Here is a 24,688-nt window from a genome sequence, read left to right on the forward strand (position 1 = left end):
CCATCGTTGCCCTGCACCCACCTCCTCGACGTCCCCCCGCTGCGGATACCCGAATACCGCGTTCGCGGTATCCCGGTTGCCGCGGAAGGAGTACGCACACCGCCGGGGGGAGCGGCAGAATGAGGCGGTGACGTCGACAGCCACCGCGGCGGACCCCAGGATTCCGCGCCGCAGAGCACCCTGTTGGGTGGGGGACGTCGTCGCCGGGGTGGCCATCGTCGCCGCGGCGTTCACCCCGTTCGACATCGGGGAGTTCCGGCCGGGCAGTCACGCCGTCACGGCGGTGGTGATCGCCCCGGCCGCGCTGCTACCGCTGCGACGGCGGTGGCCGATCCCGGTGCTCGCCGGCTGCCTCCTGCTCTACGGCGTCGCGGCGTCCACCGGCATCCTGGCCCCTGGTGCCGTGCTGGCCACGGCGATCGCCCTGTTCCACGTCGCCAACCGGATGGACCGCCGGACCACCCTCACCGTGACCTGTGCGACCGTCGTGGCGATGGCCCTGCTCAGCCTGCTGTCGGTGATCGGGAACGTCTTCGATCCCCGGTCCCTGCAGTTCGCCGTGATGATCGCGTTCGCCGCTGCCGCCGGTGACGCGACCCGGTCCCGACGGGAGTACCTGATCGCCGTCATCGAGCGCGCCGAGCGCGCCGAGCAGACCCGTGAGTCGGAGGCCCGCCGGCGGGTGACCGAGGAACGGCTGCGGATCGCGCGTGACCTGCACGACGTCGTCGCCCACCAGATCTCCGTGATCAGCCTCAACGCCGGGGTGGCCTCGTCCACCCTGCGAACGCGGCCGGAGCGGGCGGAGCAGTCCCTCGGTGTCATCCGAAGCGCCGCCCGGACGGTGCTCACCGAGATCGGCGACCTGCTCCGGGTGCTGCGCGCCTCCGACGACGACCCGGCCAACCGGGCAGCCGTCCCACAGCCCGGTCTCGACCAGCTCGACCGGCTGGTCCGCGGGTTCGTCGAAGCCGGACTCAGCGTCTCGGTACGGACCACGGGAGATCTCTCGACGGTCACCGGCGCCGTCGACGTGGTCGCGTACCGCGTCGTCCAGGAAGGCCTCACCAACGCGCACAAGCACGGCACCGGGCACCGGGCACACGTCCTGATCGAGCTCGGTGACCAGCAAGTCACGGTGGTCGTCACCAATCCCGCCCCGCTCGGGGCGGCGGACGACCGGCCGGAGGCGGCATCGGGCGGCCACGGCCTCGTCGGCCTGCGGGAACGCGTCGCCTCCGTCCGCGGCGTCGTGGAGACCGGGTTGTCGACCAGCGGCTTCCGGCTCGCCGCCTGCCTACCCCTACCGAAAGAGGATCCGCGGTGACGACCGTGCTCGTGGTCGACGACCAGCCACTCATCCGTCAGGCCGTGACGGACATCCTGGTCGACCAGGCAGGCATCAGGGTCGTCGGGGAAGCGGTAAACGGCACGGAGGCGGTGGCGCTGGCCGCCTCGCTCCGCCCCGACGTCGTGTTGATGGACATCCGGATGCCGGAACTCGACGGCATCGGGGCCACCGCCGCGATCTGCGCCGACCCGACGTTGGCCGAGACCCGGGTGCTCATCCTCACCACCTTCGAGGAGGACGAGTACCTGGTGGCGGCCCTGCGGGCCGGTGCGAGCGGGTTCATCGGCAAGGGCGCGGAGCCCGAGGAGATCGTCCGGGCCGTACGCGCGGTGCACGCCGGCGACGCGCTGCTCTCGCCGGCTGCCACCCGCAGCCTCATCGAGAAGTACGTGCTGGCCGCCCCCGACCTGGCCCTGGCCAGGACGCACCGGCCGAACCCCGCCGCCGAGAAGCTGGAGCAGTTGACCGACCGGGAACGGGAGGTGCTGCTGCTGGTGGCGCGGGGCCGGTCGAACCAGGAGATCGCCCGGGAACTCGTCATCTCACCGCACACGGCGAAGACCCACGTGAACCGCATCATGGCCAAGCTGTACGCGCACGACCGGGCCCAGCTGGTCGTGCTCGCCTACGAGAGCGGCCTGCTTCCCGTACCCGGGCAGTCAGCCTGAGTGGCGACGGGACGCGGGTCGGGCAGCACCGTCCGCCGGCAGGCGCCGTGACCAGGGACAACCACCCCGCAACAGCACCGCAACACCCTTGACATCGATTGGTGTGTCCGGCGACACTACCGACGCTAATTCGATTTAGCGTCCGAACCAGACCAGGAGATCCGCAACCGGCCACGCACCCCCCACAGAGGAGTTCCTTCAGTTGAGGACAACGATCGGAAGACGCCGACTCGGGCGCGCCGTCACGGTGCTCGCCTGCCTGTCCCTCGGCGCGGGCGCCGTCGCCCCCGCGCCGGCCGTCGCCGGCAAACCCCGGCCCGCGACCGCCGAGGGGGCGACCGTCACGGCGGACCGCCACTCGCCGACCGGGTACACCGTCACGTTCGTCTACCGCAACCCGAACGCCACCCAGGTACGCCTGGCCGGCGACCTGACCCTGCTCGACGTCGGCACCGGCACCACCCGGTACCAGCCGGAAGAATGGAAGCCGGGGCGGTACCACGCCGGCGGGACCGAGTTCCTGCGGGACATGACCAGGGACAAGCGGGGAAACTGGACGGTCTCGCTCCCGCTGCACGCCGGCGGCCTCAGCTACTGGTACCGGGTCTGGGACCCGAGCCGGGGCTGGGAGAACAAGCGCATCTGGGATCCCGCCTCGACGAACCCCCGGCCCCCGGGCGAGTCCTCGTTCCGGGTCCGAAACAACGACGTGCTCGACGCGGTGTACGTGCCGTACGCCGAGAAGCAGAACGACCCGGTGCTCAAGGAGCGGGCGGCGTACGAGCTGCCGGCGGCCAGGCGCTCGCAGCGGGGCACCGTCCAGTACATCCCCTACACCACGATCCTCGGCGACAGTGGGCACCACCTCGGCGTCTACCTGCCGGCCAACTACGACGCCAAGCGTGCCGAGCCGTACAAGGTCGCGTATCTCGCGCACGGCATCTTCGGTGACGAGACCGACTTCATGGTCCCGGCCAACGTGCCGAACATCCTGGACAACATGACGGCCAAGGGCGAGATCGAGCCCACCGTGGTGGTGACCGTGGGCAACCACTTCACCGGCACCAGCCTCGGCTTCGCCTCGTACAACCAGACCAACGCCGCCAACAACCTGGTACGGACGGTCCTTCCCCTCATCGAGAAGAAGTACAACGTCTCCACCGACCGTACGGGGCGGGCCTACGCCGGGTTCTCCTACGGCGGCATGACCGGCGCCCACGTCATCCGGGGCTACCCGACCACGTTCGGGTACTTCGGACACTTCTCCGGCAACCCCTCGCTGACCACCGAGGACTACGACGAGGTCGCCGCCGCGGTAGGCGACGACGACCTCTTCGTCTTCCTCGGCAACGGGGTCTTCGAGGGCAGCCTCGACGTCCAGAACGCCATCGCGGACAACTTCCGGGCCCGCGGGTACGCCGCCGAGACGGCCCAGGTCCCCGGCGCACACGACGGGATGACGGCCAGCCAGCTCTTCACGATCTTCGCCCGGGACCACCTGTGGTCGGCCGGCACCGGCGCGGTCGGTACGGCGAAGACCGTGGTGAAGGCGAAGGCCGCCCCCGCCTCGGTCGTCCGGGGCGGCACCTTCACGCTCGACGTCGAGGTGCGGGCGCAGTCCCGGCACAAGAAGTCCCCGACGGTGACCGGCGAGGTCGTGGTCACCTTCGGCGGCACCACCCAGGCGGTGGCGTTGGCCGGCGGCCGGGCCGTGGTCACGCTGCCGACCGCCGGACTGTCGGCGGGGACGTACCCGGTCCACGTCGCCTACTCCGGTGACCCGACCTACGCGCCCGCCGCCGCGCTCCACCAGCGGCTGCGGGTCCGGTAAGCAGGGGGCGGTGGTGGACCGGCGACCCCGGTCGCCGACCCACCACCGCCATCGGTTCCGCCAGGGGCCGCCGTCACCCGGGACTGCTCGCCACCTCGGCCGGCAGCCGGACGGTGAACACGCTGCCCTCGCCGAGCACGCTCTGCACCGTCAGCGTGCCACCGTGCGCGCTGACCAGGTGCTGGGTGATCGCCAGCCCCAGGCCGCTGCCGCCGGTGGCCCGGTTACGTGACCCGTCCGCCCGCCAGAACCGCTCGAAGATCTTCGGCAGGTTCTCCGGCGCGATGCCCACCCCGGTGTCCCGTACCGTGATCGTGGTGTCGCGGGCGGCGACGGTGACCGAGCCGCCGGGCGGGGTGTGGCGGATCGCGTTGGAGACCAGGTTGCCGACGATCTGACGCAACCGCACCGCGTCGACCGGCAGCACCGGATCGTCGTCGATCCGCGTGCTCAGCTCCACACCGGCCGCCTGGGCGGTGCCCCGGTGGCTCTCCACCACCTGGGTGAGCACGTCCCCGACGTAGGTCGGCTCGGGGTGGATGCGCAGCGTGCCGGCGTCCGCCGCGGCCAGGTCCGCCAGGTCGTCGATGATGTGCTGGAGCAGCACCGCCTCCTCGTGCAGCAGGCCGAGCAGTTGGGCGTCGGTCGGTGCGAGGTCGTCCTGGGCCGCCTCCAGCCAGCTGCGGATGTTGGTCAACGGGGTACGCAGCTCGTGCGCCACGTCGCTGACCATCGCCCGCCGCTGGGCCTCCGCCCGGTCCCGGCGCTGGATCGAGTCGTTGAGGGCGCGGGCCAGCCGGCCGATCTCGTCCGGGGCGGTCACCGGAGCGGGCCGCTGCCCGTCGACGGCCTCGGTGAGCACCCGCAGCGGACGGACCAACCGGCGGCCCACCAGCACCGTGACGACGATGGTGGCGACCAGTACCGCACCGGTCACCGCCACGACGCGGGCGGTGTTCTCGCCGGACAGGGTGAACGTGGTCTGGTCGGTGCCGCTGTCCGGGGCGGTGATGAACAGCAGCACGGCCGGGGCCACGTACGGCTGCAGCAGGGTCCGCCGGGACTTCTCCACACAGCCGTCGAGCCGGGCCGGGCCGGTCGTCCTCACCTCGGTCCCCAGCGCCTCCTGCGGGATGGGTCGTTGGCTCCGTTCGCCGTCGACCACGGCGACCACGTACGCCGAGAAGTCGGGCAGCACCTCCAGCTGGTGGCGTTTCTCGTCCAGGTCGAGGCAGCGGGCCGCCAGCCGGCCCAGCGAGCGCAGCGTCTTCGCCTCGGAACGGGTGGCCGTCGCCAGCGGATCCGGACCACAGGCACCCGCCGCCACACCCAGGCCCGGCGTGGCCAGGACCACCTCGGGCCGGCCGTTGGGCTGCTCCTCGATGCGCGCGTCGAACCCGGACTGCCGGAGGCAGGCCAGTTGCTTCTCGGCGCGCTCACGCAGTCCGACGCGATCGGCGGGGGTGAGCCGGAACGGGCCGACCGCCCGACGGTCGATGCGGTCGGTGCCGCCGGTCAGACCGAGGTCCAGGTTCAGCGGATCCACCACGGCGGCCGGCCGGGCGGTACGCAGCGACGGGCCGGGCATCGTGTCCACGATGACCGTCCGGTCCTCGGTCGTCAGGGTGATCCGGCGGTCCAGCTCGGCGGCCCGTCGTTCGAGCACGGGACGTACGCCGGACCAGTCCGGGTGACCGGCGGCGTAGTCGACCAGCAGGTCGTACACGCTGGTGTTCTCGGCGAGCGAGCGGCCCTGCTCCTGGCTGATCGCCCGGGTGGCGGTCCGGGTGGCCAGCCAGGCGGTGGCGGCGATCGCGGCGATCGCGATCAGCACCGAGGTGACCAGCAGCCGGGTCACCAGGCTGTGCCGGATCGGCACCCGCCGCCCGCTCACCGCGGCGGCGCCGCGACGGTGCTCAGCTTGTAGCCCACCCCGAAGACGGTGACCAGCCAGGCCGGGCGCTGTGGATCGCGTTCGATCTTGCGGCGCAGGTTCATCAGGTGTACGTCGATGGTCCGCTCGGTGGAGTTGCGGTCGATGCCGTGGGTGTGGTGCAACAACTGCGCCCGGCTGAATACCCGGTTCGGCTGCTCCGCCATCGCCGCCAGGATGGCGAACTCGCCACGCGTGCAGGCCACCCGGACACCGTCCACTGTCACCTGGTGCGCGGCGGTGTCGATTTCGATCGGGCCGATCCGGCGCGGACCGGTCCCGGCCACCACCGGCGCGCCCCGGCCCGCCCGCCGCAACAGGGTACGGACCCGGGCCATCAGCTCCCGCGGGCTGTACGGCTTGGTCAGGTAGTCGTCGGCACCGATCTCCAGGCCGGTCAGCAGGTCGTCCTCGGTGGTGCGGGCGGTCAACATCAGCACCAGCACGTCGGACTCCCGGCGCAGGGCCTGGCACACCCGCAGGCCGTTCAGCACCGGCATCATCACGTCCAGCACCAGCAGGTCGGGGCGGGTCCGGCGGGCCGTGTCCAGCGCCGCCCGGCCGTCGTGCACCACCGTGACACCGTGACCCTCTGCGGTCAGGTACCGGCGTACCACCTCGGCCTGGCGGGGATCGTCGTCGGCGACCAGAACCTGTGCGCACATGGCGGCGATGATAGGTGCCGATTCCCGCCGGTGGGGCTTCGGCCGCCATACCTGACAGGTTCCTAACGACCGCTGGACACCCTCGTCGGCATGCATCCGTTGCCTGACGCCCCGACCGAGTTCATTCCACGGGTGGCCGATCCGCCCCACCGCCGGCGCGGCGTGCGGTGGCTCGTCGTGGGGCTCGTGGTGGCGGGACTGGCGGTCGGGTCCGGGATCGCGGTGACCCGGCACCGGGCCGCCGCCGAGCCGAAACCGGAGCGCACGACCGCCGCCGCGACCGCACCGATCGAGCGCCGTGACCTCTCCACCACCAGGACGCTGCCCGGCACCATCGGGTTCGGCGCGACCCGCCCGTTGGCCGGGCACCTGGCGGCGACGGTGACCTGGCTGCCGGAGGCCGGCGTCACCATCAAGCGGGGCGGGCAGCTGTTCCGGGCCGACGACCGGCCGGTGGTGCTCTTCTACGGCAGCATGCCGTTGTACCGGGACATCGCCGGGGCGAACCTGGTCGGCCGGGACGTGCGGATCGTCGCGGAGAACCTCGCCGCGCTCGGCTACGCCACCGGCCGGCAGCCCGCGTCCGGCGAGCGGGTGCCCTCACCCGCGCCCACCGGCAACGCCACCACCGGTTCCGAGACCGGACCCCGCCGGGTACGCGACGGCGAGGGCGTGCTCACCGCGGCCCTGACCGCGGCGATCAAACGGTGGCAGGAGGATCTCGGCGTACCGGCGACCGGCACCATCCCGGTAGGACACGTCGAGGTCGCCAGCGGGGCGGTCCGGGTCGACTCGGTCACCGGGCAACCCGGTTCCCCGGCGAACGCGCCCCTGCTCGCGGTGACCGCCGTCCGCAAGGTGGTCACGGTCGGCGCCGAACTCGCAGACGCCGCCACGGTCAAGCGGGGGGACCGGGTCCGGGTCGGCCTGCCCGACGACCGTACGGTCCCCGGCCGGGTCCTCTCCGTCGGGCGTGCTCTCGTCGCGGCCGACAACGGCCCCGTCACCGGCCCACAACTGTTGACCGTGACGGTCGCCGTCGACAAGCCGCAGACCATCGCCGACCTCGACTCCGGTGAGGTGCGGGTGCACTTCGCCGGGCGTACCGCCACCGACGTGCTGGTCGCGCCGGTCGAGGCGTTGGTGGCACTGCGCGAGGGAGGCTACGCGGTGCAGACGCCCGGCGGGCTGGTGGCGGTGCGCACCGGCATGTTCGCCGACGGCTGGGTCGAGATCACCGGCGACGGGCTGACCGAGGGCACCGAACTGGTGGTACCCGAATGAGCGGGCGACCCGTGCTCTCGGTGCGCGACGCGTCGATGGTCTATCCGGGCGGGGTCACCGCGTTGGCCGGGGTGAGCCTGGACGTCACCGCCGGGGAACTGGTGGCCATCGTCGGACCGTCCGGTTCGGGCAAGTCGACCCTGCTCAACATCATCGGCACGTTGGACCGCCCCACCTCGGGCACCGTCCACATCGCCGGCCGGGACGTCGCGACGCTTGCCGACCGGCGACTGTCCGCCCTGCGGGCCCGGGAGATCGGCTTCGTCTTCCAGCAGTTCCACCTCTCCGACGGCCTGAGCGCGGCCGACAACGTCGCCACCGGTCTGCTCTACGCCGGGGTGCCGCGTCGGCAGCGGCGGGAGCACGCGGTGCGTGCCCTGGCCCGGGTCGGCCTGGCGCACCGCACCGGGCACCGTCCACCGCAGTTGTCCGGCGGCGAGAAGCAGCGCGTCGCGATCGCCCGCGCCCTGGCCAACCGCCCCTCGCTGGTCCTGGCCGACGAACCGACAGGCGCGCTGGACACCGCCACCGGGCAGTCCGTGCTGCGGCTGCTGCGGCGGCTCAACGAGGAGGGCACCACCATCGTGCTGATCACCCACGACCGCGACATCGCCGCGGCCCTGCCCCGGCGGATCGAGATCCGCGACGGACGGCTGGTCCGCGACGACACCGGGCCGGCAACCCGGCCGTCGGCACCCGCCGGTCCGGTGGCCCGGTGACGGACTCACGCCGGTCCGGTGGCCCGGTGACCGGGCGGTTCGACGGGGCGCCACGGCCGGTCCGGCTGGGCGTGGCGGACCTGCTCGCACTCGGCTCGACGGGCCTGCGGACCCGTCCGCTGCGGGCGGCGCTGTCGGCGCTGGGCATCGCGATCGGCATCGCCACGATGATCGTGGTGACCGGCATCCCGGCGTCCAGTCAGGCCGCGCTGCTGACGCAGCTGACCGCGCTCGGCACCAACACCCTCCAGGCGACGGCCGTGGAGCGCGACCCACCGGCCCGGCTGCCGGAGTCGGCGGTGGGGATGGTCCAGCGCATCGGTCCGGTCACCGCGGTCAGCGCGGTCGGCAACACCCGCACCCTGGTACGCCGCAACGACCAGCTGGACGCCCTGGACGGCTCCGGCCTCACCGTGCTCGCCAGCCGCCTGGACCTGCTGCCCACCATCAACGCCCGGATCCGGACCGGCAGGTGGCTGACCCCGGCCACGGCGAACTTCCCCACCGTCGTGCTCGGCTCGGTCGCCGCCGGACGGCTCGGCATCGTCGACCTGCCCACCGGCCAGCCCGCGCCGCAGGTGGTCATCGCCGACCGGCGGTTCACCGTGATCGGGGTGCTGGCCGAGACCCCGCTGTCACCGGACATCGACCGGTCGGTGCTGGTCGGGTGGGAGGCGGCCCGCAGCGAGCTGCGCTTCGACGGTCATCCGACGGTGATCTACGTCCGCTGCGAGGAGTCACAGTTGGAGGTGGTCCGGGGTGTGCTGGCCGAGACGATCTCACCGGAGAGACCGGGCCAGGTGGTGGTGAGCCGGCCCTCGGACGCGTTGGCCGCCAAGCGGGCGACCGAGGGCAGCTTCTCCGTACTCTTCCTGGCCCTGGCCGGGGTCGCGCTGCTCGTCGGCGGGATCGGGGTGGCCAACACGATGGTCGTCTCGGTCCTGGAGCGACGCGCCGAGATCGGCCTGCGACGGGCCCTCGGGGCGACCCGGGGGCAGATCCGGGGGCAGTTCCTGACCGAGTCGGTGGTGCTCGCGGTGCTCGGCGGCCTGGTCGGCACGACGCTGGGACTGCTCATCACCGTCGGGTACGCCAGCTGGCAGGGGTGGCCGCTGGTGGTGCCGGGCGAGTCGGCGGTCGTCGGCGTCGGCGGGGCCGTCGTGATCGGCGTGCTCGCCGGCGTCTACCCGTGTGTACGCGCGGCCCGGCTGCCCCCGACGCAGGCCCTCGCCGCCGGCTGAGCAGCCGGACGGACGAAGAAGCGCGGCGGCCGGGGAATCCGGCCGCCGCGCCTGCTGTCAGTCGCCGGGTCACTTGAACTCGGCGGCCACCTTCCGCTCGCACTCCGGCGCGAGGTCCAGGCCCATGCTGATCGAACGGGAGTCGTTCTGGTCACCGCCGAAGGCCAGGGAGATGCCGTCCTCGTCGACCTCCACGTACCTGACGCCCTGGGCCTTCAGGCACTTCATCACGTCGAGCGCGAAGTCCCGGGCCTCCGGGTTGGCCGGGTCCTTCTCCCACGGCGGCAGCGGATAGAACTGCGGCTCGCAGACCCGGTTGGCCGCCTCGAACGTCTCCATCTCGGCCTCGCTGGTCGGCCTTGGCGCGCTGCCGTTCTTGCCAGGGATGCCCTGCTCGGCCATGCACGCGTTGTACGGCCCGAGCATCGCCAGGAACTCCTCCGACGTGGTGTCGAGCCGCTGGCGCGGACGTTCCTTCTTCGGCTCCGCGGAGCCGGTGCGTTCCGGTTCCGCGGTGGCCAACGTGGCCACCTGCGGCGCGTCGTCCTTCGCTGGCGGCCTGGCGTCCGCGCTCCCGCAGGCCGACAACGCGACCAACGCGACGGCAGCTACCAACAGCACCCGACTCCTGCGCATGGCATCGCCCTTCGTCTCCGGTCGGCCCGGGACGCTCCCGGTCCGTTCCGGCCCACCTCCCGGCGGACTGGAGCCAGCCTGTCGGGCCCACGTGAGGAAGATGTCAGGTTCGCCGACCGGCATCGACCCGGACAGCGCGGCGCGCGGATGCCGGCGTCACCGCTGCGGTGACGCCGGCACCGTCCGTGCTGGTTACGGGGTGACCACCCGGCCGCCGAAGGTCACCACGAGGCGACCGTCGGAGGCGAAGGACCAACCCAGGGCTCCGGTGTACGCGGAGCACCGGGAGCCGTTGGAACCGGACCAGAACTGGTTGGAGCTGTCGGCGTTGCCGATGATCCGGTCGTTCGAGCCGCTGTCGCAGGAGGTGTTGTTCCGGAACACCGAGGAGCCACCGTCGAAGTTGAAGTTGCGCTCGGTGTTGCCGATGTTGGCGTTGTTCGACACCGTCATCGTGCCCGGGTTGCGGTTGTAGGTGAACCCGTGCTTGCCGTTGTCGTAGGCGATGTTGCCCCGGATGGTGTGGTTCACCGCGATGTCCTCGCCGCCGAGCTTGAAGCCGTTGCGGTCACCGTTGCCGGCCTGACCGCCGTTGCTCAGCGTGCCGTTGCCGTACGCCAGGGAGGACTCGATGGTGATCGCGCCGATCGCCCCGGTGTCGCTCTTGGTGTAGAGGTCGTACCCGTCGTCGATGTTGTTGTGCGAGACGGTGTAGCGGAAGACGTTGCCCGGGCCGACGGTCAGCTTCGGGGCGAAGCCGTCGGCGTCCTCACCGTCGGAGTCGACGTTGTCGTGCGACTCCGTGCTGACCACGAGGTTGTTCGACGGCCACTGGTCCCGGGGTGCGTTGGCGATCAGCCGGGAGAGCTGCAGCCCGGAGTCCCGGTTGTGCCGGGTCACCACGCGCTCGATGATGTTGTTGTTGCCGGCGAGCAGGATGCCGTTGTCCCCGGCCCGTTCGACGACGATGCCCCGGACGTGCCAGTACGACCCGCCGATGGCGAGTCCCCGGTTGGCCGGGTCCTCGCTCTGCGCCGAGAAGTTCAGGACCGGGGTCTCGCCGGCGTACGCGAAGATGTTCTTGCGGCCGCTCGACGTGCCGTTGTTGCCCTGCCCGATGGTGATGGTCTGCGAGTAGCGGTAGGTGCCACCGCGCAGGAAGATCGTGCCGCCGGGGGCGATCCGGGTGATCGCGGAGGTGAGCGTGGTCGGGTTCGCAAGCGTGCCGGCCGCGCCGTCGGTGCCGGTCGGTGCCACGTACAGGGTGCCGCTCGACGGGGGTGGGGTCGACGGCGGAGGCGTGCCCGGCGGGGTGGTGGGTGGGGTCGTCGGCGGCGGGGTGGTCGGCGGGGTGGTGCCGGCGGCGTACGTCTCGAACTCGGCGATCCGCGGCGTGCCGCTCGCCCCGGTGATCTCAAAGTTGATCTTCCGGAGCGAGGTGGCGGTGAAGGATACTGCTCCGGCCCCGGTACCGCTGGCCAGGACCGCGCCGTTGTCGTTGTTGACCAGCCGCCAGGAGCCGATGACCCCGACGGCGCCGGCCGCCTCCCTGATGTTGACCGAGGCCACCGTGGTGGCCGCACCCCACTTGATCGAGATCCGGCCGGTCGAACCGGACGGCGACCACCAGGTGCCCATGTTCCCGTCGAGCACGTTGCCGTAGCTGGTGCCGCTGGCCTTGCTGGAGCCGTCGGAGCCAGCCCCGAGGCTGAGGTTCGTCGCGTTGGCGTTTACCGACGTGCCGGCGGGGCCGTCCGCCGCACCCGACGCCTGGGTCACCGGCAGCGCCGCAGCCACCACGGCTGCGGCGACCACGGCGGTACCGCCGGCAAGAAGCCGGTGTCGCACGGAAGTTCTCACGGTGGGACTCCTCGCAAGTGAGCAGGTGGCTACGTCTTCGCGCCCTCAGCCTGGCCATACAGCGAAACATCGATGTAACACCACCGTAGGAAAGCGCTTGCCACCCACGCAAGGGCAGAGACGTGCAGGTTTGTTGCAGGATCGGGACCGCAGCTACCCGCGCGCGGCGGCGCGGCGCCCGCCGATCTCCCGGACGGCGAACCACGCCAGTGGCACCAGGGCGCTCGCCGCCAGGATGGCCGCCGGCAGCAGCCATCCGACGCCGCCCACGCCCGTGGCGACGAAGCCGGTCACGAAGGCGAGCACGGCGGCGGCAACCGCGTAGGCCCGGCCGGAGCCACCCCCGAAGCTCCGCTCCCGGCGCAGGCGCCACACCCCGTAGAGCTGCACCACCATCAGCACGAACGCCGGCGGCAACAGCGTGGAGACCAGCATGACCCCCGGCGGCCAGGGGTCGCGCACGTACTGGTCCTCGACGGTCACGAGGTGCCCGCGCCACGTACCCACCCGCACGGTCTGCCCCTCTTCGACGGTGAGGTAGGCAGCCCGGTCCCGCAGCACGGAGGTCCGCTCACCGCCGCCGGGCAGCCGGTACCGGACCTCCTGCACGCTGCCGCCGCCGTACCCGTCGTCGAGGCTGCGGTAGCCGACCGCCACGGCCTCGGCCTGCTGCACCACCAGGGTGCCCGCCCGGTGGGCCCCGGACGCGCCCAGCTCCACGTAGCCACGGTGGCCGAGATAGGCCAGGAGGACGAGAGCGACCACACCGGAGGCCACCGCCAACCAGAGACGGTCGCGGGCCTCCTGCCGGCCGACCGGCGGTACACCACCACGCCTGCGCTCGGGGGTCATGTCCACCATGCTAACGAAGCACGGCAACAGCAACGATCCAGTCGATCACCGAACGTGATCACGGTTGGTCGATGGTCGCCGATGGGGCCCGGCACCGGTGGCACCGGGCCCGTCCGCTGCCCCGTCTCCTCCCGTTATCCGGTACGCCCACCCGAACCGCGGTCCCGCAGCCCCCGCAGCACCGCCGTGACCACCGCGGCGAAGGTCGGATCGGCGAGGAAGGCGTCCATCGTGATCCGGGTACCGAAGCTGTCCCGCACCGCCTGGCACAGGGCGAGCGCACCGATGGAGGTGCCACCCGCGTCGAAGAAGTCCTGCGCCCCGGGGCTGTCCGCCGGCGCCCGACCGAGGGCCCGCCACCAGAGCACCGCGAGCCGGTCGTTGAGCGGCGACGGGGGAACGGTGGCGCCGCCCTGCGCCGAGGCCAGCCGGGCCAGCGCCACCCGGTCCACCTTGCCGTTCGAGGTCAACGGCAGACTGTCCACGGTGATCGCGCGGTTCGGCAGGAACCGGGCGGGCAGCCGGTCGCGCAGGAAGTCCCGCAACTCGGCCACGCCCATCGTGGCCCCGGCGGCGACCACCAGGTAGGCGATCAGGTCCTGGTCCCCGGCGGGCTTGCGGTACAGGTCGACCACGGCGTTGCGCACGTCCGGGTGCAGCCGCAACGCGACCTCGATCTCGCCCGGCTCGATCCGGTTGCCGTGCAACTTGATCTGACGGTCCACCCGGCCGAGGAAGTCGAGGTTGCCGTCCGGCAGCCAGCGCACCAGGTCACCGGTGCGGTACACCCGGGAGCCGGGCGGGCCGTGCGGATCCGGCTGGAACCGCTCGGCGGTCAGCGCCGGCCGGTGCAGGTAGCCGCGCACCACCCCGTCGCCGCCCATCCGCAGCTCACCGGGGACCCCGTCCGGGGTCAGGTCGCCGAACTCGTCGGTGACGTAGGCGGTGAGGTTGGTGAGCGGCCGGCCGATCGGTGGTCGGCCGGGCGGCGCCGGGTACGGGAAGCGGTACTCCGTCGAGGTCACCGTCACCTCGGTCGGGCCGTAGATGTTGTGCACCTCCCGCTCCGGGGTCCGCCAGCGCGGGGCGAGGTCACCGGGCATCTCCTCGCCGCCGACGTTGAGCATCCGCAGGTCTTCGAAGCCGTCGAGATCGAGCAGCTGCGGGATGACCGGTGGCAGGTCGGCTGCGGTGATCCGCTCGGTGCGCAGCACCACGGCGAGTTCCCTCGGGTCGTACAACGCGGCCCGTGGGGCGTGCACCAGCGTCGCGCCGTTGGCCAGGGTGGCGAAGATGTCGAAGACGCTCACGTCGAAGCAGGGGTTGGCGAACTGCAGGATCCGGTCCCCCGGCCCGATCGGGAACCGGTCGCGGCAGTGCAACACGTAGTTGACCGCCGAGCCGTGCTGCACCAGCGTGCCCTTCGGCCGCCCGGTGGAACCCGACGTGTAGATCACGTACGCGAGCCGGTGCCCGTCGATCGCAGGGGTCCGGCCCGGCTCCGGCGCGGTGCCCTCCGCTGCGGTGCCCTCCGGCGCGCGGCCCTCCGGTGCGGTGGCCGGCGGTGCGCCGCCCGGGTCGGCGGGGTCGACGATGACGGTACGGACGCCGGCCGGCAGCCGCGCGGCGAGCGTCGCCGTGGTCACCACCAGCCCGCACCGGGCGTCGCCGATCTGGTAGCCGAGCCGCTCGACGGGATGGTCGGGGTCCAGCGGCATGTAGGCACCGCCGGCCCGCAGGATCCCGAGCATGGTCACCGGCAGCGCCGGCCCCCGCTCGAACAGCACCCCGACGATCTCCTCCGGCGCGATCCGCAGCTCGGTCAGGGCCGCTGCCACCCGCTCGGAGCGGGCCCGCAGCTCGCCGTAGGTGTAGCCCCGGCCGTCGAAGCGCAGTGCGGTCGCCCCGGGAGTGCCCGCCGACCATTCGTCCACCAGCTCGACGAGGTTCCGGGACCGCCGGTCGTCGCCGGTGGACACCGGGCCACGACCCATCTCGACCAGTCCGCGCACCTCCTCGGGGTACAGCAGCGTCGCCGATCCGACCGCGGCCTCCGGGTCGGCGACGGCCTGGCCGAGCAGGTGCAGCAGGTGGCCGCCGACCGCCCGTACCTGCTCGGCGGCGAAGAGCGCGGGTTGGTACGCCAGGCGTACCCGCAGGCCGTCGGGGCCGCCGGTGAACGCCCACACGGCCAGGTCCAGCCGGCCCAGAGCCGGGATGACCAGAGCCGCGCCGGCTGCTTCCACCAGCGCGACAGTGGTCTGGAACAGCGGATGGCGGCCCGGCTCCCGGGCGGGTGCGGCGGCCCGTACGACGTCGGTGAACCCGGTCCGGTCGAGGCTCGCCCGGGCCAGGCCGGCGGCGGCGTGCGCGGTCAACGCGCGCCAGCTCAGGCCGGTCACCGGCAGGTGCAGGACGGCCGGGGTGGCGACGACGGAGGTGTCGATGCTGGAGGTGGCGTGGGTGGAGGTGCCGTCGGCCGGCGGCCGGCGCAGGGTACCGAGCACCGCGGACCGGCCACCGCCGCCGTACCGGCTGAGCAGGACACTCCACGCGGCAGCCAGCACGGCGAGCAGTTCGTCACCCGACCTGGCGGTCAGGGTGGCCGCGAGGGTCGGGGGGAGGTCGACATCATGGGTCGCGGCGGTCCATGTCGCCGGTCCCGTGCGGTCCGCGCCGGTCCACAGGCCGGTCGTCCCGCCGGCCGGCGGCGGTGTCGGATCGACCACCGCCGCGTCGGACGCGCCCGGACCGGCGCTTTCCGGGTCGCTCCCCGCCGGTCCGGCCCCGGCCGGATCGGGAACGGCCGGATCGATGTCGGCCGGATCGGTGCCGGCCGGGTCGATGTCGGCCGGGTCGTCGGTGGGGGTCCGGGCCGGATCGGGTCGGTCGGCGGGAGGCTGGCCGGCGGCGGTGGCGATCGCGGTGAGCAGGGCCGGCGCGGTCCACTCGTCAACCGCGATCCGGTGCCCGACCAGGAGCAGCTCGTCGGGACCGTCGGTACGGCGCAGCAACGCCACCCGGACCGGGCAGTCGGTCGCCAGCTCGAACCGCCGCTCGACCAGCTCGGCCGACTCGGTCTCGGTGGGATCGGTCAGCACGGCCGGGCCGGCGGGGACGGCATTCGGCTCGGACCACCGGACCGGGCCCTCGGCGCCGTCGGCCCAGCGGTGGCGCCAGAGGTCGTGCTCGGCGGCGACGGCACGCAGCGCCACGTCGAGACGGGCCGGTTCGACCGGGGTGTCCAGGGCGGTCCGGGCCACCACGTGTACGGCTCCGGCCCGGTCCGACCACCGGTGGGCCAGCCACCAGGGCTCCTCGGCCGGTGCCAACGGTACGGTCCGGTGTGCCGTCGGCGCGGCGGTGGCTGCCCGGCCGGCACCAGCCCGGCCAGCGGCGTAGGCCCGCCGGTCGATCCGCGCAATTCTCTCCACCACTCACCGAGACTCCCCCCGCGCGGGTGACCGAGGCAGTCGGGTATCCACCTGACTGCCCTGGCAGGGGGGTCGTTGCGAGCCTGGGACCAGTCCACATCCGTCGGCGATCCGGCGATCTTGCGGGCAGGCCGCCGACGGCGTGCGTGTCCGCCGGCAAAGGCGAGGTACGGCATGAGCAAGTCGACCATCGAGGGCAGCGAACAGCGGCACACAGCGATTGCTCGCCTCACTCTCTCCACCGCTGAGCGCGAGGAGCTGACCGGCCTCGTCGACGAGGCGCTGACCGGACCGCAGGCGCTGCCCGTCGAACACCAGCTCGGTCGGCTCGCCGTGCTGGCGCACCGGCTGCCGGAGCGGGTCCGGGAGACGCTCACCGAGTTCCGGCTCACCGGCCGGCCGTACGGCGGTCTGGTGCTGGCCGGCCTGCCGCTCGACGAGTCGGCCCTCGGCCCCACCCCGGCCAGCTACAGCGAGGTCACCGACCGGCCGGAGCTGCACCGGGCGACCGCCCTGCTGGCGCTGCTCGCGTCGCTGCTCGGTGACCCGTTCTCGTTCCTCAGCCAGCAGAAGGGTCAGCTCTTCCTGGACGTGTTCCCGGTGACGCAGCACGAGAACGACCAGCTCGGTTCCAGCTCGACGGTGGAGCTGGACTGGCACAACGAGGACGCCTTCCACGAGGACCGGGCGGACTGGATCATGCTGCTCTGCCTGCGCAACCACGATCTGGTGCCGACCACCTTCGCCACCACCGAGGCGCTGCCGTTGGACGCCGAGACGGTACGGACGCTCTTCGCCAGGCGCTTCGTCATCCTGCCCGACGAGTCGCACACCGCCTCGTTCAACCAGGCCACGACCGGGGTCACCGACGACGCGATGCAACAGCTGGCCTTCGACCTGATCGCCGACCTGAACACCGGCAAGCACCACATCCCGATCCTGACCGGCGACCCGCAGGCCCCGATGATCCGGATCGACCCGGCCTTCATGCAGCGCGACCTGGGTGACGAGGAGGCGGAGCGGGCCCAGCAGGTCCTCATCGACACGTTCGCCCGGCGGATGACCGACGTGCCGCTGACCACCGGGGAACTGCTGGTCGTGGACAACAAGCGGGCGGTGCACGGCCGACGGCCCTTCAAGGCCCGCTACGACGGCACCGACCGCTGGCTGCGGCGTACCAACATCACCGCCGACCTACGGCGCACGGAGGGTCGACGCGGTGGCAGCCACGGCCGCGCCGTGGTCTGACCCGCTGCGGCCGGTCCGACGCGGGCCCAGGCCGGCTCGGTGCCGGTCCGGACCGGTCGGTGCCGGTCCGGCTCAGTGCGGTCAGTCGGCGACGGTGTGACCGGCGTCGTGCAGGGCGGTCAGCGCGTCGGCGCGCCGATCCTCCGGCACCAGCACGAGGTCGGCGTGGTGGGTGGACGCGACGAAGACCGGCACCCCGGCCTGCGCCAACGGCACGAGCAGTGCGGAGAGCATGCCGGGCAGGTCCACCGGATGGGCCTGGTCACCGGTGTAGAGGGCGATCCAGGTGCCCTCGGCGGGCTTCTCACCGGCGGCCACCGGCCGGATCACGGTGAGCCCTTCGGGGGCCCTGACCAGGGCGATCCACTCAGCCGGGGGTACGGAACCGTCGGCAGCCAGCTCCATCGTGCATCGGCCGGGCAGCACCCGCAGTCGCTGGCTGGTGTCGGAGGTTGGCACGCTTGTACCCTACCGGCCCATCGCCGGCGCTCCGCCGCGAGCGTCGGCCACCTCGATCGACAGGAGTCCCGTGCCCGCCGTCATCCGTCACGTCACCATCGACTGCCGTGAGCCGTACGCCCTGGCCCAGTTCTGGAGTGTGGTCACCGGTTTCCCGCTCGACACCGAGGACGAGCCCGGCGACGACGAGTGCGCGGTGGTCCCGCCGGACGGGGGATCACCGGTGCTGCTCTTCGTGCAGGTGCCGGAGGCCAAGGCGGGCAAGAACCGGGTACACCTCGACATCGCGCCCCGCTCCGGCACCCGTGACGAGGAGGTCGAGCGGTTGCTCGGGGCCGGGGCCAGCCTGGTCGACGACCGGCGCAAGCCCGACGGCAAGGGCTGGGTGGTGCTGGCCGACCCCGAGGGCAACGAGTTCTGCGTCGAGCGCGGCGAGGCCGAACGGGCGAACGACAAGCCGTCCGGCACCTGACGGACCTCGGCCGGCACGCCGGTGCGTCGTCAACGCGCCGTCAGGCGCCTGACGGACCGTCGGCGAGCATCGCGCGTACCTCCTCCTCGGAGAGCCGGCCGACGGAGAGCGCCAGTTCGGCCGCGGCGGTGACGTCGACGGCCGCGGCCCGCCCGGCCTCGACCAGGAACTCGGCCTGCGCCGCCACGGTCGGCAGCTCGAAGAGGGTACGCACGGGCAGCTCGACCGCGAGGGTGTCGCCGGTGAGCGCGGCGATCCGCATGGCGGCGACGGAGTGCCCGCCGAGCGCGAAGAAGTCGTCGTGCACGCCGACCGGGCCGACCTGCAGGACCGAGCCCCAGATCTCGGCGAGCACCGTCTCGACCGGATCGCGCGGCTCGATGTGCCGGTCCGGGGTCACCCGCTCGGTGCCGGTCGGGTCGGACCGGCCGGTGCCGAGCAGTTCGATGCTGTCGTCGACGGCCTGGCGGGCGGCGAGTCCGGAGCGCCACAGCCGGGTCCCGGACGGTGTCGCCGGGTCCACCCCCGCGTAGGGGTGGTCGACCAGGTCGTCCGGACCACCGGGGCGTCCCGCGAACGCATCGGGCCCGGCCGCCAGCAGGAGTTCGCCGGGGGTGCCCGGGGCGACCAGCCGGCCGTCCGGATCGACGATCGCCGCCCGGCCACCGGGCAGCAGCCGGGCGGCGATCCGCGACCCACGCCACGGACCGAGCACCAGCGTGGGGCCGCCCGCCTCGACCCCACCGAGCAGGGCGACCGTGGCCAGGCCGGGTGCCCTGGCCGCGAACCAGCCGGCCACCGCCTCGGACAGTGGACCGTCGACGACCAGCCGGCGCAGCGCGGGCAGCGGGCCGGTCTCCGGTAGCGCGGCGAGGCGGGCCAGCTCCGCCGCCGGCCCGGCCAGCACGGTGACCTGCTCGGCAAGCGCCAGCCGGGCCCACTGCGCGGCGTCGGCCACCCGCTCGACCGACGGCTCGACGGAGCCGGCGCCAGCCGACAGTACGACGGAGCCGGCGCCAGCCGGCGGTACGACGGAAGTGGCACCAGCCGCGCGGACGTGCCAGGACCAGGCGGCGGACGCCGGGCTGTCCGGATCGGACAGGTCCAGCACCCGGTCGTCGGGCCGGAGTGCGGCGTGCTCGGCCAGCACGCCGACCCAGCGGCGCAGCGCGGCCGGGGACAGGGCGGCCACCGCCGGGTCCGCAGAGTCACCGGCATCCGGGGAGCCGGCCAGGTCCGGAAAACCGTCGGCGGCCGGGCTGTCGGCCGGGGCGGCCGGTGCCGGGGTCGGGCCACCGGCGGTCAGCGCCCGGCGCAGGTCGGTCGGGTCGAGCGGGGCGAGCTGCGACAGTGGCCGGTCCCCGTCGGTCGTGGCGTCCTGCAGCAGCGCCACGAACCGGTCCCACAGCCGCTGCACGGTCGCCGAGTCGAACAGGTCGGTGGCGTACTCGCAGAAGCCCTCGATCCGCTCCCCCGCGGCCCAGAGCTGGATGTCCAGGTCGAACTGGGCCACCCCCCGGGCGACCAGGCCCGCCTCCGCGGTCAGCCCGGCCAGTTCCGGCTGCGGCATCGGGGCGTTCTGCACCCCGAACATGAGCTGGCTCAGCGGCTGGTGCCGCAGGTCGCGCGGGCGTGGCCCCTGCTCGACGATGCGGTCGAAGGGCAGGTCCTGGTGCTCGAAGGCACCCAGCACGGCCGTCCTGGTCCGGTCGGCCAGCTCCGTGAACGACGGTTCGCCGGCCACCGACACCCGGATCGGCAGGACGTTGAGGAAGCAGCCGATCAGGTCCTCCACCTCGGGGGTACGGGTGGCGACGCTGGTCGTGACGAGCACGTCGGTGCGGCCGGTGGACCGGGCGACGACGGCCTGGAAGGCGGCGAGCATGACCACGAACGGGGTGCTGCGCAGCCGACGGCTGGTCGCGGTCACCGCCGCCACCAGCTCGGGCGGGAGCGCGACCGGCAGGGTGGCCCCGGCGAACGAGGGCACGGCCGGCCGGTCCCGGTCGCCGGTCAGCTCCAGCGTCGGCGCCGCCCCGGCCAGCGTCTCCCGCCAGTACGTCTCCAGCTCCGCCACCTCCGGGCCGGCCAACCGGTCGTGCTGCCACACCGCGTAGTCGACGTACTGCACGGGTGGTTCGGGCAGCTCGGGCGACCGGCCGTCCCGGGCGGCGGTGTACGCGGTGGAGAGGTCCCGGACGAACACCGCGCACGACCAGGTGTCGGCGACGGCGTGGTGGAGGGTGACCGCCAGGACGTGCTCCTCGGCGGTACGCCGGTAGAGGTCGAGGCGCACCGCGGACCGGGTGAGGTCGAACGGCTCGGCGACCGCTGCGGTGAGCCGGCGGCGGACCGCCTCGACGGTGCCGGCCGCCGGATCGGCGCTCAGGTCGTGCTCGGTGACCACCGGCCCGGCCCCGGCGTCGACCAGCTGCACCGCCTCGCCGTCCAGCACGGTGAACGTGGTCCGCAGCGACTCGTGCCGCTCGACCACGGCGGAGACGGCGGCGGTCAGCGCGGCGGTGTCCAGCGGTCCGTGCAGCCAGAGCGCGAACGCGACGTGGTACGTCGCCGTGCCCGGGTGCAGCCGCTCGAAGGTCAGCAGCCCCTGCTGGGCGTACGAGGTGGGAAAGATCATCGGCTGCATGGGCGCTCCACGGTACTCAGTCCACGTGCTTCGGACGACGGAGGGATTCGGGCAGCCGCAGGGCACCGCCGGCCCGGCCGGCGACGTACCGGCTGCGGTCCACCCGGGTCACGGCGGGCGCCGGCGCCGACCCACCGGCGGCGGCCGGCGGCGGACCGCCGGAGGCCGCCGAAGCAGCACCGTCGGCGGCGGTGGAGACCAGCGCGGCGAGCCGCGCCACGGTGGGGTCGTCGAAGAGCTGGTGCAGGGGTACGGCCACCCCGAAGCTGTCCCGCAACCGGATGACCAGCCGGGACATGGTCAGCGAGTCGCCGCCCAACTCGAAGAGGTTGTCGGTGCGACCGACCTCGACGCCGCCCAGCAGCTCACCGACCAGGGCGGCGATGTCCCGCTCGACCGGTCCGGCGGGCGGCTCGACCACCCGCCCCGTCGCCGCCTGCTCCGGGGCGGGCAGCGCGGCCCGGTCGACCTTGCCGTTCGCGGTGAGCGGCAACTCGTCCAGCCACACCAGGGTCGACGGGACCATGTACCCGGGCAGGGTCCGGGCCACCGAGGAACGCAGCCGGGCCCCGTCGGCCTGCCGGGTCGGGTCGTCCGCCGTGGGTGCGGTGGTGGCGGTCAGGTAGCCGACGAGCACCGGGGTCCGGCCGTCCCGCCGGTGCACGGTGACCGCGGCCCGCCGTACCCCGGGTTGGGCCTCGAACGCGGCCTCGATCTCACCCAGCTCGATCCGCAGCCCATTGAGCTTGACCTGCAGGTCGGTACGCCCGAGGTAGTCCAGCTGCCCGTCGGGGCGGTACCGCCCCAGGTCACCGGTGCGGTAGAGCCGCCCGCCGGGGGTCGGGCCGTACGGGTCGGGCAGGAACCTGGCGGCGGTCAGCCCGGGGCGGTGCAGGTAGCCGTGCGCCACCCCCGCACCACCGAGGTAGATCTCGCCGACCACTCCGGGCGGCACCGGCTGCATCGCGGCGTCCAGGACGTACACCTGGGTGTTGCCCACCGGCCGGCCGATCGGCACCGGGCCGGGGCCGCCGTCGACCCGGGCGGCGGCCGACCAGATCGTCGTCTCGGTCGGGCCGTACATGTTCCACACCCGGCCGGCGACGCCGGTCAGCCGCGCCGCGAGGGCGGCCGGCATCGCCTCGCCGCCGCACAGGGCGGTGATCGCGGCACCGTCGCGCCAGCCGGCGTCGAGCAGCAGCTGCCAGGTCACCGGGGTGGCCTGCAGGTGGGTGACGGCACCGTCGGTCAGCCGACGACGCAGTTCGTGGCCGTCGGCGGCGACGTCCCGGGTGACGATCTCGGTGCTGCCGCCGGTCACCAACGGCAGGAACAGTTCGAGTACGGCGATGTCGAAGGAGAAGGTGGTCACCGCCAGCATCCGGTGCCCGGGACCGAAGTCGAACAGCCTCCGCATGGCCGCCAGGAAGTTGACAAGCGCCCGGTGCGGTACCGCCACCCCCTTGGGCCGGCCGGTCGAGCCCGAGGTGTAGATGACGTACGCGCTGCTCTCGGGGGGTATCCGCACCACCGGCGGGCCGGGGTCCGCCGGGTCGGCGGTCGGTGTCGGAAGCCGCAGGGTCGGCAGGTCGGCGGCCGGGACCGCTGTTTCGGCGTCGGTGAGCAGCACGACGGGCCGCGCGTCGGCCACCATGAACGCCAACCGGTCCGCCGGCAGTTCCGGGTCGAGCGGCAGGTAGGCGGCCCCGGTACGCAGCACCGCCAACGCCGCCACCACCAGCGCGGCACCGCGTTCCAGGTGCAGCCCGACGATCCGGCCGGGCCCGGCGCCCGCCGCGACGAGCCGGTGCGCCAACCGGTTCGCCGCCCGGTCCAGCTCGGCGTAGCCGAGCCGGACGTCCGGGCCCCGCACGGCCGGGGCGTCCGGGGTACGCCGGGCCTGCCGGGCGACCTGACCGCCCAGGTCGTCGGCGGGCTGGAACGGCATCGCGGTGTCGTTCCAGGCGTGCAGCACGGTGTCCCGCTCGGCGGCGTCGAGCATCGGCAGCGTCCCCACCGGACGGTCCGGTTCGGCGGCCAGGGCGGCGAGCAGGGTCCGCAACCGGGCGGTGAACCGGTCGGCGGTGGAGCGGTCGAACAGGGCGGTGTCGTACTGCAGCTGGCCGTGCAGCCGGTCGCCGACCTCCGCCACGGTCAGGGTGAGGTCGAGCTGGCTGTGCCGCTGCGCCACCGGCACCGGGGTCATCCGGTGCGGCCCCATCGACAGCGCGGTCGCCGGCACCCCGGTGGCGAACCCGGCCAACGCCGTGGCCTGCGGGCCGACCGGGCGCATCAGGTTGAACAGCGCCTGCACCAGCGGGGCCCGGCTGGGATCGCGCGGCACCCGCAGCCCCCGGACCACCTCGGTCAACGGCAGTTCGGCGTGCCGCAGCGCCGCCCGGGTGGTGGCGTGCAGCCGGGCCAGCAGCGCGGTGCCGGGTTCGCCGGCCACGATCCGGCCGCGCATCACCACCGTGTTGACGAAGAACCCGACGGTACGCAGACCGCCCGCGCGCCGCCCGTGCACCGGTGAGCCGACGAGCACCTCCGGTTGCCCGGTGTGCCGGTGCAGCAGGATCTGGTAGGCCGCCAACAGCACGGTGTACAGGGTGGTGCCGGTGCGCTCGGCGAGCCCGCGTAGGGCTGCGGTGAGCTGCGGATCGAGGGAGAACCGGGCGGTGTCGCCGCCGAACTGCCGGACCGGTGGGCGCGGCCGGTCGGTGGGCAGGTCGAGGGTGGTCGGCGCGCCGTGCAACTCCGCGCGCCAGAACTCGCGCAGCTCGGTGCCGCGCGCCCCGGCGAGCCGCAGGTGCTGGTCGGCGGCGAGCTGCGGGAAGCCGGGTACCGGCCGTACCGGGGTGGGCCAGGCGGTACCGGCCAGCGCGGCGGCGTACCGCTCGCCGAGTTCGGCGGCGACGATCTGCATCGACCACAGGTCGGCCACGAGGTGGTGGACGACCAGCAGCAGCAGCGGTCCGGCGGCACCGTCGTCGATCACGTCCACCCGCAGCACCGGCCCGGTGGCCAGATCGAACGGCCGCTCGGCCAGCGACGTGACCAGCCGGTCGGTGTCGGTGCCCGCCGCCGGGCGGTGCCAGGTGACGTCCACCGGCGCGGGCGGTGCCACCCGCTGCACCACGTCACCGTCGACGGACGGGAAGGTGGTCCGCAGGGCCGGATGGTGGTTGACCAGGCCGGTCACCGCCTGCCGCAGCGGCTCCGGCTGCAGCGGGCCGTCCGACCGGGCGGCGACGACGATGGTGAAGGCGGTGCTGGCCGGGGCGAGCTGGTGGAGGAAGAACATCGCCTGCTGGTTCGGCGCGAGCGGATGGTCCCGCGACTCGCTGTCCGGCATCGTGAGCGCCCCACCTTCGCACCGCCACCCGCG

General features: G+C 73.4%; 17 protein-coding genes. 8 read left to right on the forward strand and 9 right to left on the reverse strand.

The features are described 5' to 3' along the window. The first annotated feature begins 187 nt into the window (after positions 1–187). From ACN28G_RS24810 to ACN28G_RS24820, 3 genes are all read left to right on the forward strand, one after another. Positions 188–1,327 (forward strand): sensor histidine kinase, encoded by a 1,140-nt coding sequence (locus tag ACN28G_RS24810; protein ID WP_217628882.1) that lies wholly within the window; start codon positions 188–190, stop codon positions 1,325–1,327. After that, entirely contained in the window at positions 1,324–2,019 is a 696-nt protein-coding gene (locus ACN28G_RS24815) for a response regulator (RefSeq protein ID WP_091445379.1), read from the forward strand. Before ACN28G_RS24810 ends, ACN28G_RS24815 begins: the two co-directional genes overlap by 4 nt. Positions 2,020–2,221: 202 nt before the next feature. After that, complete coding sequence (locus ACN28G_RS24820) at positions 2,222–3,850, forward strand: alpha/beta hydrolase-fold protein (protein ID WP_421480439.1); 1,629 nt, start codon at positions 2,222–2,224, stop codon at positions 3,848–3,850. Between the two features lie 73 nt (positions 3,851–3,923). Here the strand turns inward: ACN28G_RS24820 and ACN28G_RS24825 are convergent, their stop codons facing one another. Next, a complete protein-coding gene (locus ACN28G_RS24825; protein ID WP_421480440.1) occupies positions 3,924–5,744 on the reverse strand; it encodes a sensor histidine kinase in 1,821 nt (606 codons plus the stop codon). After that, positions 5,741–6,448: a response regulator transcription factor gene (locus tag ACN28G_RS24830; RefSeq protein ID WP_091445383.1), complete on the reverse strand. Its 708-nt coding sequence runs from the start codon at positions 6,446–6,448 to the stop codon at positions 5,741–5,743. Before ACN28G_RS24830 ends, ACN28G_RS24825 begins: the two co-directional genes overlap by 4 nt. Before the next feature lie 90 nt (positions 6,449–6,538). Here ACN28G_RS24830 and ACN28G_RS24835 point away from each other — a divergent pair, with 90 nt between their 5' ends. From ACN28G_RS24835 to ACN28G_RS24845, 3 genes are read left to right on the forward strand one after another with little or no spacing between them, the layout of a single operon-like run. Then, positions 6,539–7,732 (forward strand): efflux RND transporter periplasmic adaptor subunit, encoded by a 1,194-nt coding sequence (locus tag ACN28G_RS24835; protein ID WP_421480441.1) that lies wholly within the window; start codon positions 6,539–6,541, stop codon positions 7,730–7,732. Next, a complete protein-coding gene (locus ACN28G_RS24840) occupies positions 7,729–8,451 on the forward strand; it encodes an ABC transporter ATP-binding protein (RefSeq protein ID WP_091445387.1) in 723 nt (240 codons plus the stop codon). Before ACN28G_RS24835 ends, ACN28G_RS24840 begins: the two co-directional genes overlap by 4 nt. Beyond that, positions 8,448–9,692, forward strand: coding sequence for an ABC transporter permease (locus tag ACN28G_RS24845; RefSeq protein WP_421480442.1), 1,245 nt, complete (start codon positions 8,448–8,450; stop codon positions 9,690–9,692). The genes ACN28G_RS24840 and ACN28G_RS24845 overlap by 4 nt, the downstream gene beginning before the upstream one ends. Positions 9,693–9,761: 69 nt before the next feature. Here ACN28G_RS24845 and ACN28G_RS24850 read toward each other — a convergent pair whose 3' ends face one another. The 4 genes from ACN28G_RS24850 to ACN28G_RS24865 all read right to left on the reverse strand — a co-directional run bounded on the left by ACN28G_RS24850 (position 9,762) and on the right by ACN28G_RS24865 (position 16,477). Then, on the reverse strand, positions 9,762–10,313 hold the full coding sequence (locus ACN28G_RS24850) for a hypothetical protein (protein WP_139135801.1): 552 nt from the start codon (positions 10,311–10,313) through the stop codon (positions 9,762–9,764). 207 nt (positions 10,314–10,520) lie between these two features. Then, positions 10,521–12,188, reverse strand: coding sequence for a cellulose-binding protein (locus ACN28G_RS24855; protein ID WP_421480443.1), 1,668 nt, complete (start codon positions 12,186–12,188; stop codon positions 10,521–10,523). A gap of 153 nt (positions 12,189–12,341) precedes the next feature. Next, positions 12,342–13,040 (reverse strand): hypothetical protein, encoded by a 699-nt coding sequence (locus tag ACN28G_RS24860; protein WP_139135802.1) that lies wholly within the window; start codon positions 13,038–13,040, stop codon positions 12,342–12,344. A 134-nt stretch (positions 13,041–13,174) separates the two neighbouring features. After that, positions 13,175–16,477: a non-ribosomal peptide synthetase gene (locus ACN28G_RS24865; protein WP_421480444.1), complete on the reverse strand. Its 3,303-nt coding sequence runs from the start codon at positions 16,475–16,477 to the stop codon at positions 13,175–13,177. Positions 16,478–16,648: 171 nt separating this feature from the next. Here ACN28G_RS24865 and gntD point away from each other — a divergent pair, with 171 nt between their 5' ends. Beyond that, positions 16,649–17,722 (forward strand): guanitoxin biosynthesis L-enduracididine beta-hydroxylase GntD, encoded by a 1,074-nt coding sequence (gene gntD, locus ACN28G_RS24870; RefSeq protein WP_421480445.1) that lies wholly within the window; start codon positions 16,649–16,651, stop codon positions 17,720–17,722. Between the two features lie 81 nt (positions 17,723–17,803). On the opposite strand, the gene ACN28G_RS24875 is transcribed toward gntD, so the two are convergent. Beyond that, positions 17,804–18,181, reverse strand: coding sequence for an ACT domain-containing protein (locus ACN28G_RS24875; RefSeq protein ID WP_217628883.1), 378 nt, complete (start codon positions 18,179–18,181; stop codon positions 17,804–17,806). Positions 18,182–18,251: 70 nt separating this feature from the next. Between ACN28G_RS24875 and ACN28G_RS24880 the strand changes: the two genes are divergently transcribed. Continuing rightward, positions 18,252–18,653, forward strand: coding sequence for a VOC family protein (locus ACN28G_RS24880; protein WP_091445405.1), 402 nt, complete (start codon positions 18,252–18,254; stop codon positions 18,651–18,653). A gap of 40 nt (positions 18,654–18,693) precedes the next feature. Here ACN28G_RS24880 and ACN28G_RS24885 read toward each other — a convergent pair whose 3' ends face one another. Beyond that, a complete protein-coding gene (locus ACN28G_RS24885; RefSeq protein WP_421480446.1) occupies positions 18,694–21,300 on the reverse strand; it encodes a condensation domain-containing protein in 2,607 nt (868 codons plus the stop codon). 16 nt (positions 21,301–21,316) lie between these two features. Beyond that, on the reverse strand, positions 21,317–24,655 hold the full coding sequence (locus ACN28G_RS24890) for a non-ribosomal peptide synthetase (RefSeq protein WP_421480447.1): 3,339 nt from the start codon (positions 24,653–24,655) through the stop codon (positions 21,317–21,319). Positions 24,656–24,688 lie beyond the last annotated feature (33 nt).

It is taken from the genome of Micromonospora sp. WMMA1923 (assembly GCF_049179195.1).
Classification (GTDB): domain Bacteria; phylum Actinomycetota; class Actinomycetes; order Mycobacteriales; family Micromonosporaceae; genus Micromonospora; species Micromonospora yangpuensis.

Bases quoted from the DNA above. Each gene is read 5' to 3' on its own strand.
- ACN28G_RS24840 (WP_091445387.1), top strand. From the start codon at position 7,729: ATGAGCGGGCGACCCGTGCTCTCGGTGCGCGACGCGTCGATGGTCTAT.
- gntD (WP_421480445.1), top strand. From the start codon at position 16,649: ATGAGCAAGTCGACCATCGAGGGCAGCGAACAGCGGCACACAGCGATT.
- ACN28G_RS24860 (WP_139135802.1), bottom strand. From the start codon at position 13,040: ATGACCCCCGAGCGCAGGCGTGGTGGTGTACCGCCGGTCGGCCGGCAG.
- ACN28G_RS24885 (WP_421480446.1), bottom strand. From the start codon at position 21,300: ATGCAGCCGATGATCTTTCCCACCTCGTACGCCCAGCAGGGGCTGCTG.
- ACN28G_RS24835 (WP_421480441.1), top strand. From the start codon at position 6,539: ATGCATCCGTTGCCTGACGCCCCGACCGAGTTCATTCCACGGGTGGCC.
- ACN28G_RS24890 (WP_421480447.1), bottom strand. From the start codon at position 24,655: ATGCCGGACAGCGAGTCGCGGGACCATCCGCTCGCGCCGAACCAGCAG.
- ACN28G_RS24830 (WP_091445383.1), bottom strand. From the start codon at position 6,448: ATGTGCGCACAGGTTCTGGTCGCCGACGACGATCCCCGCCAGGCCGAG.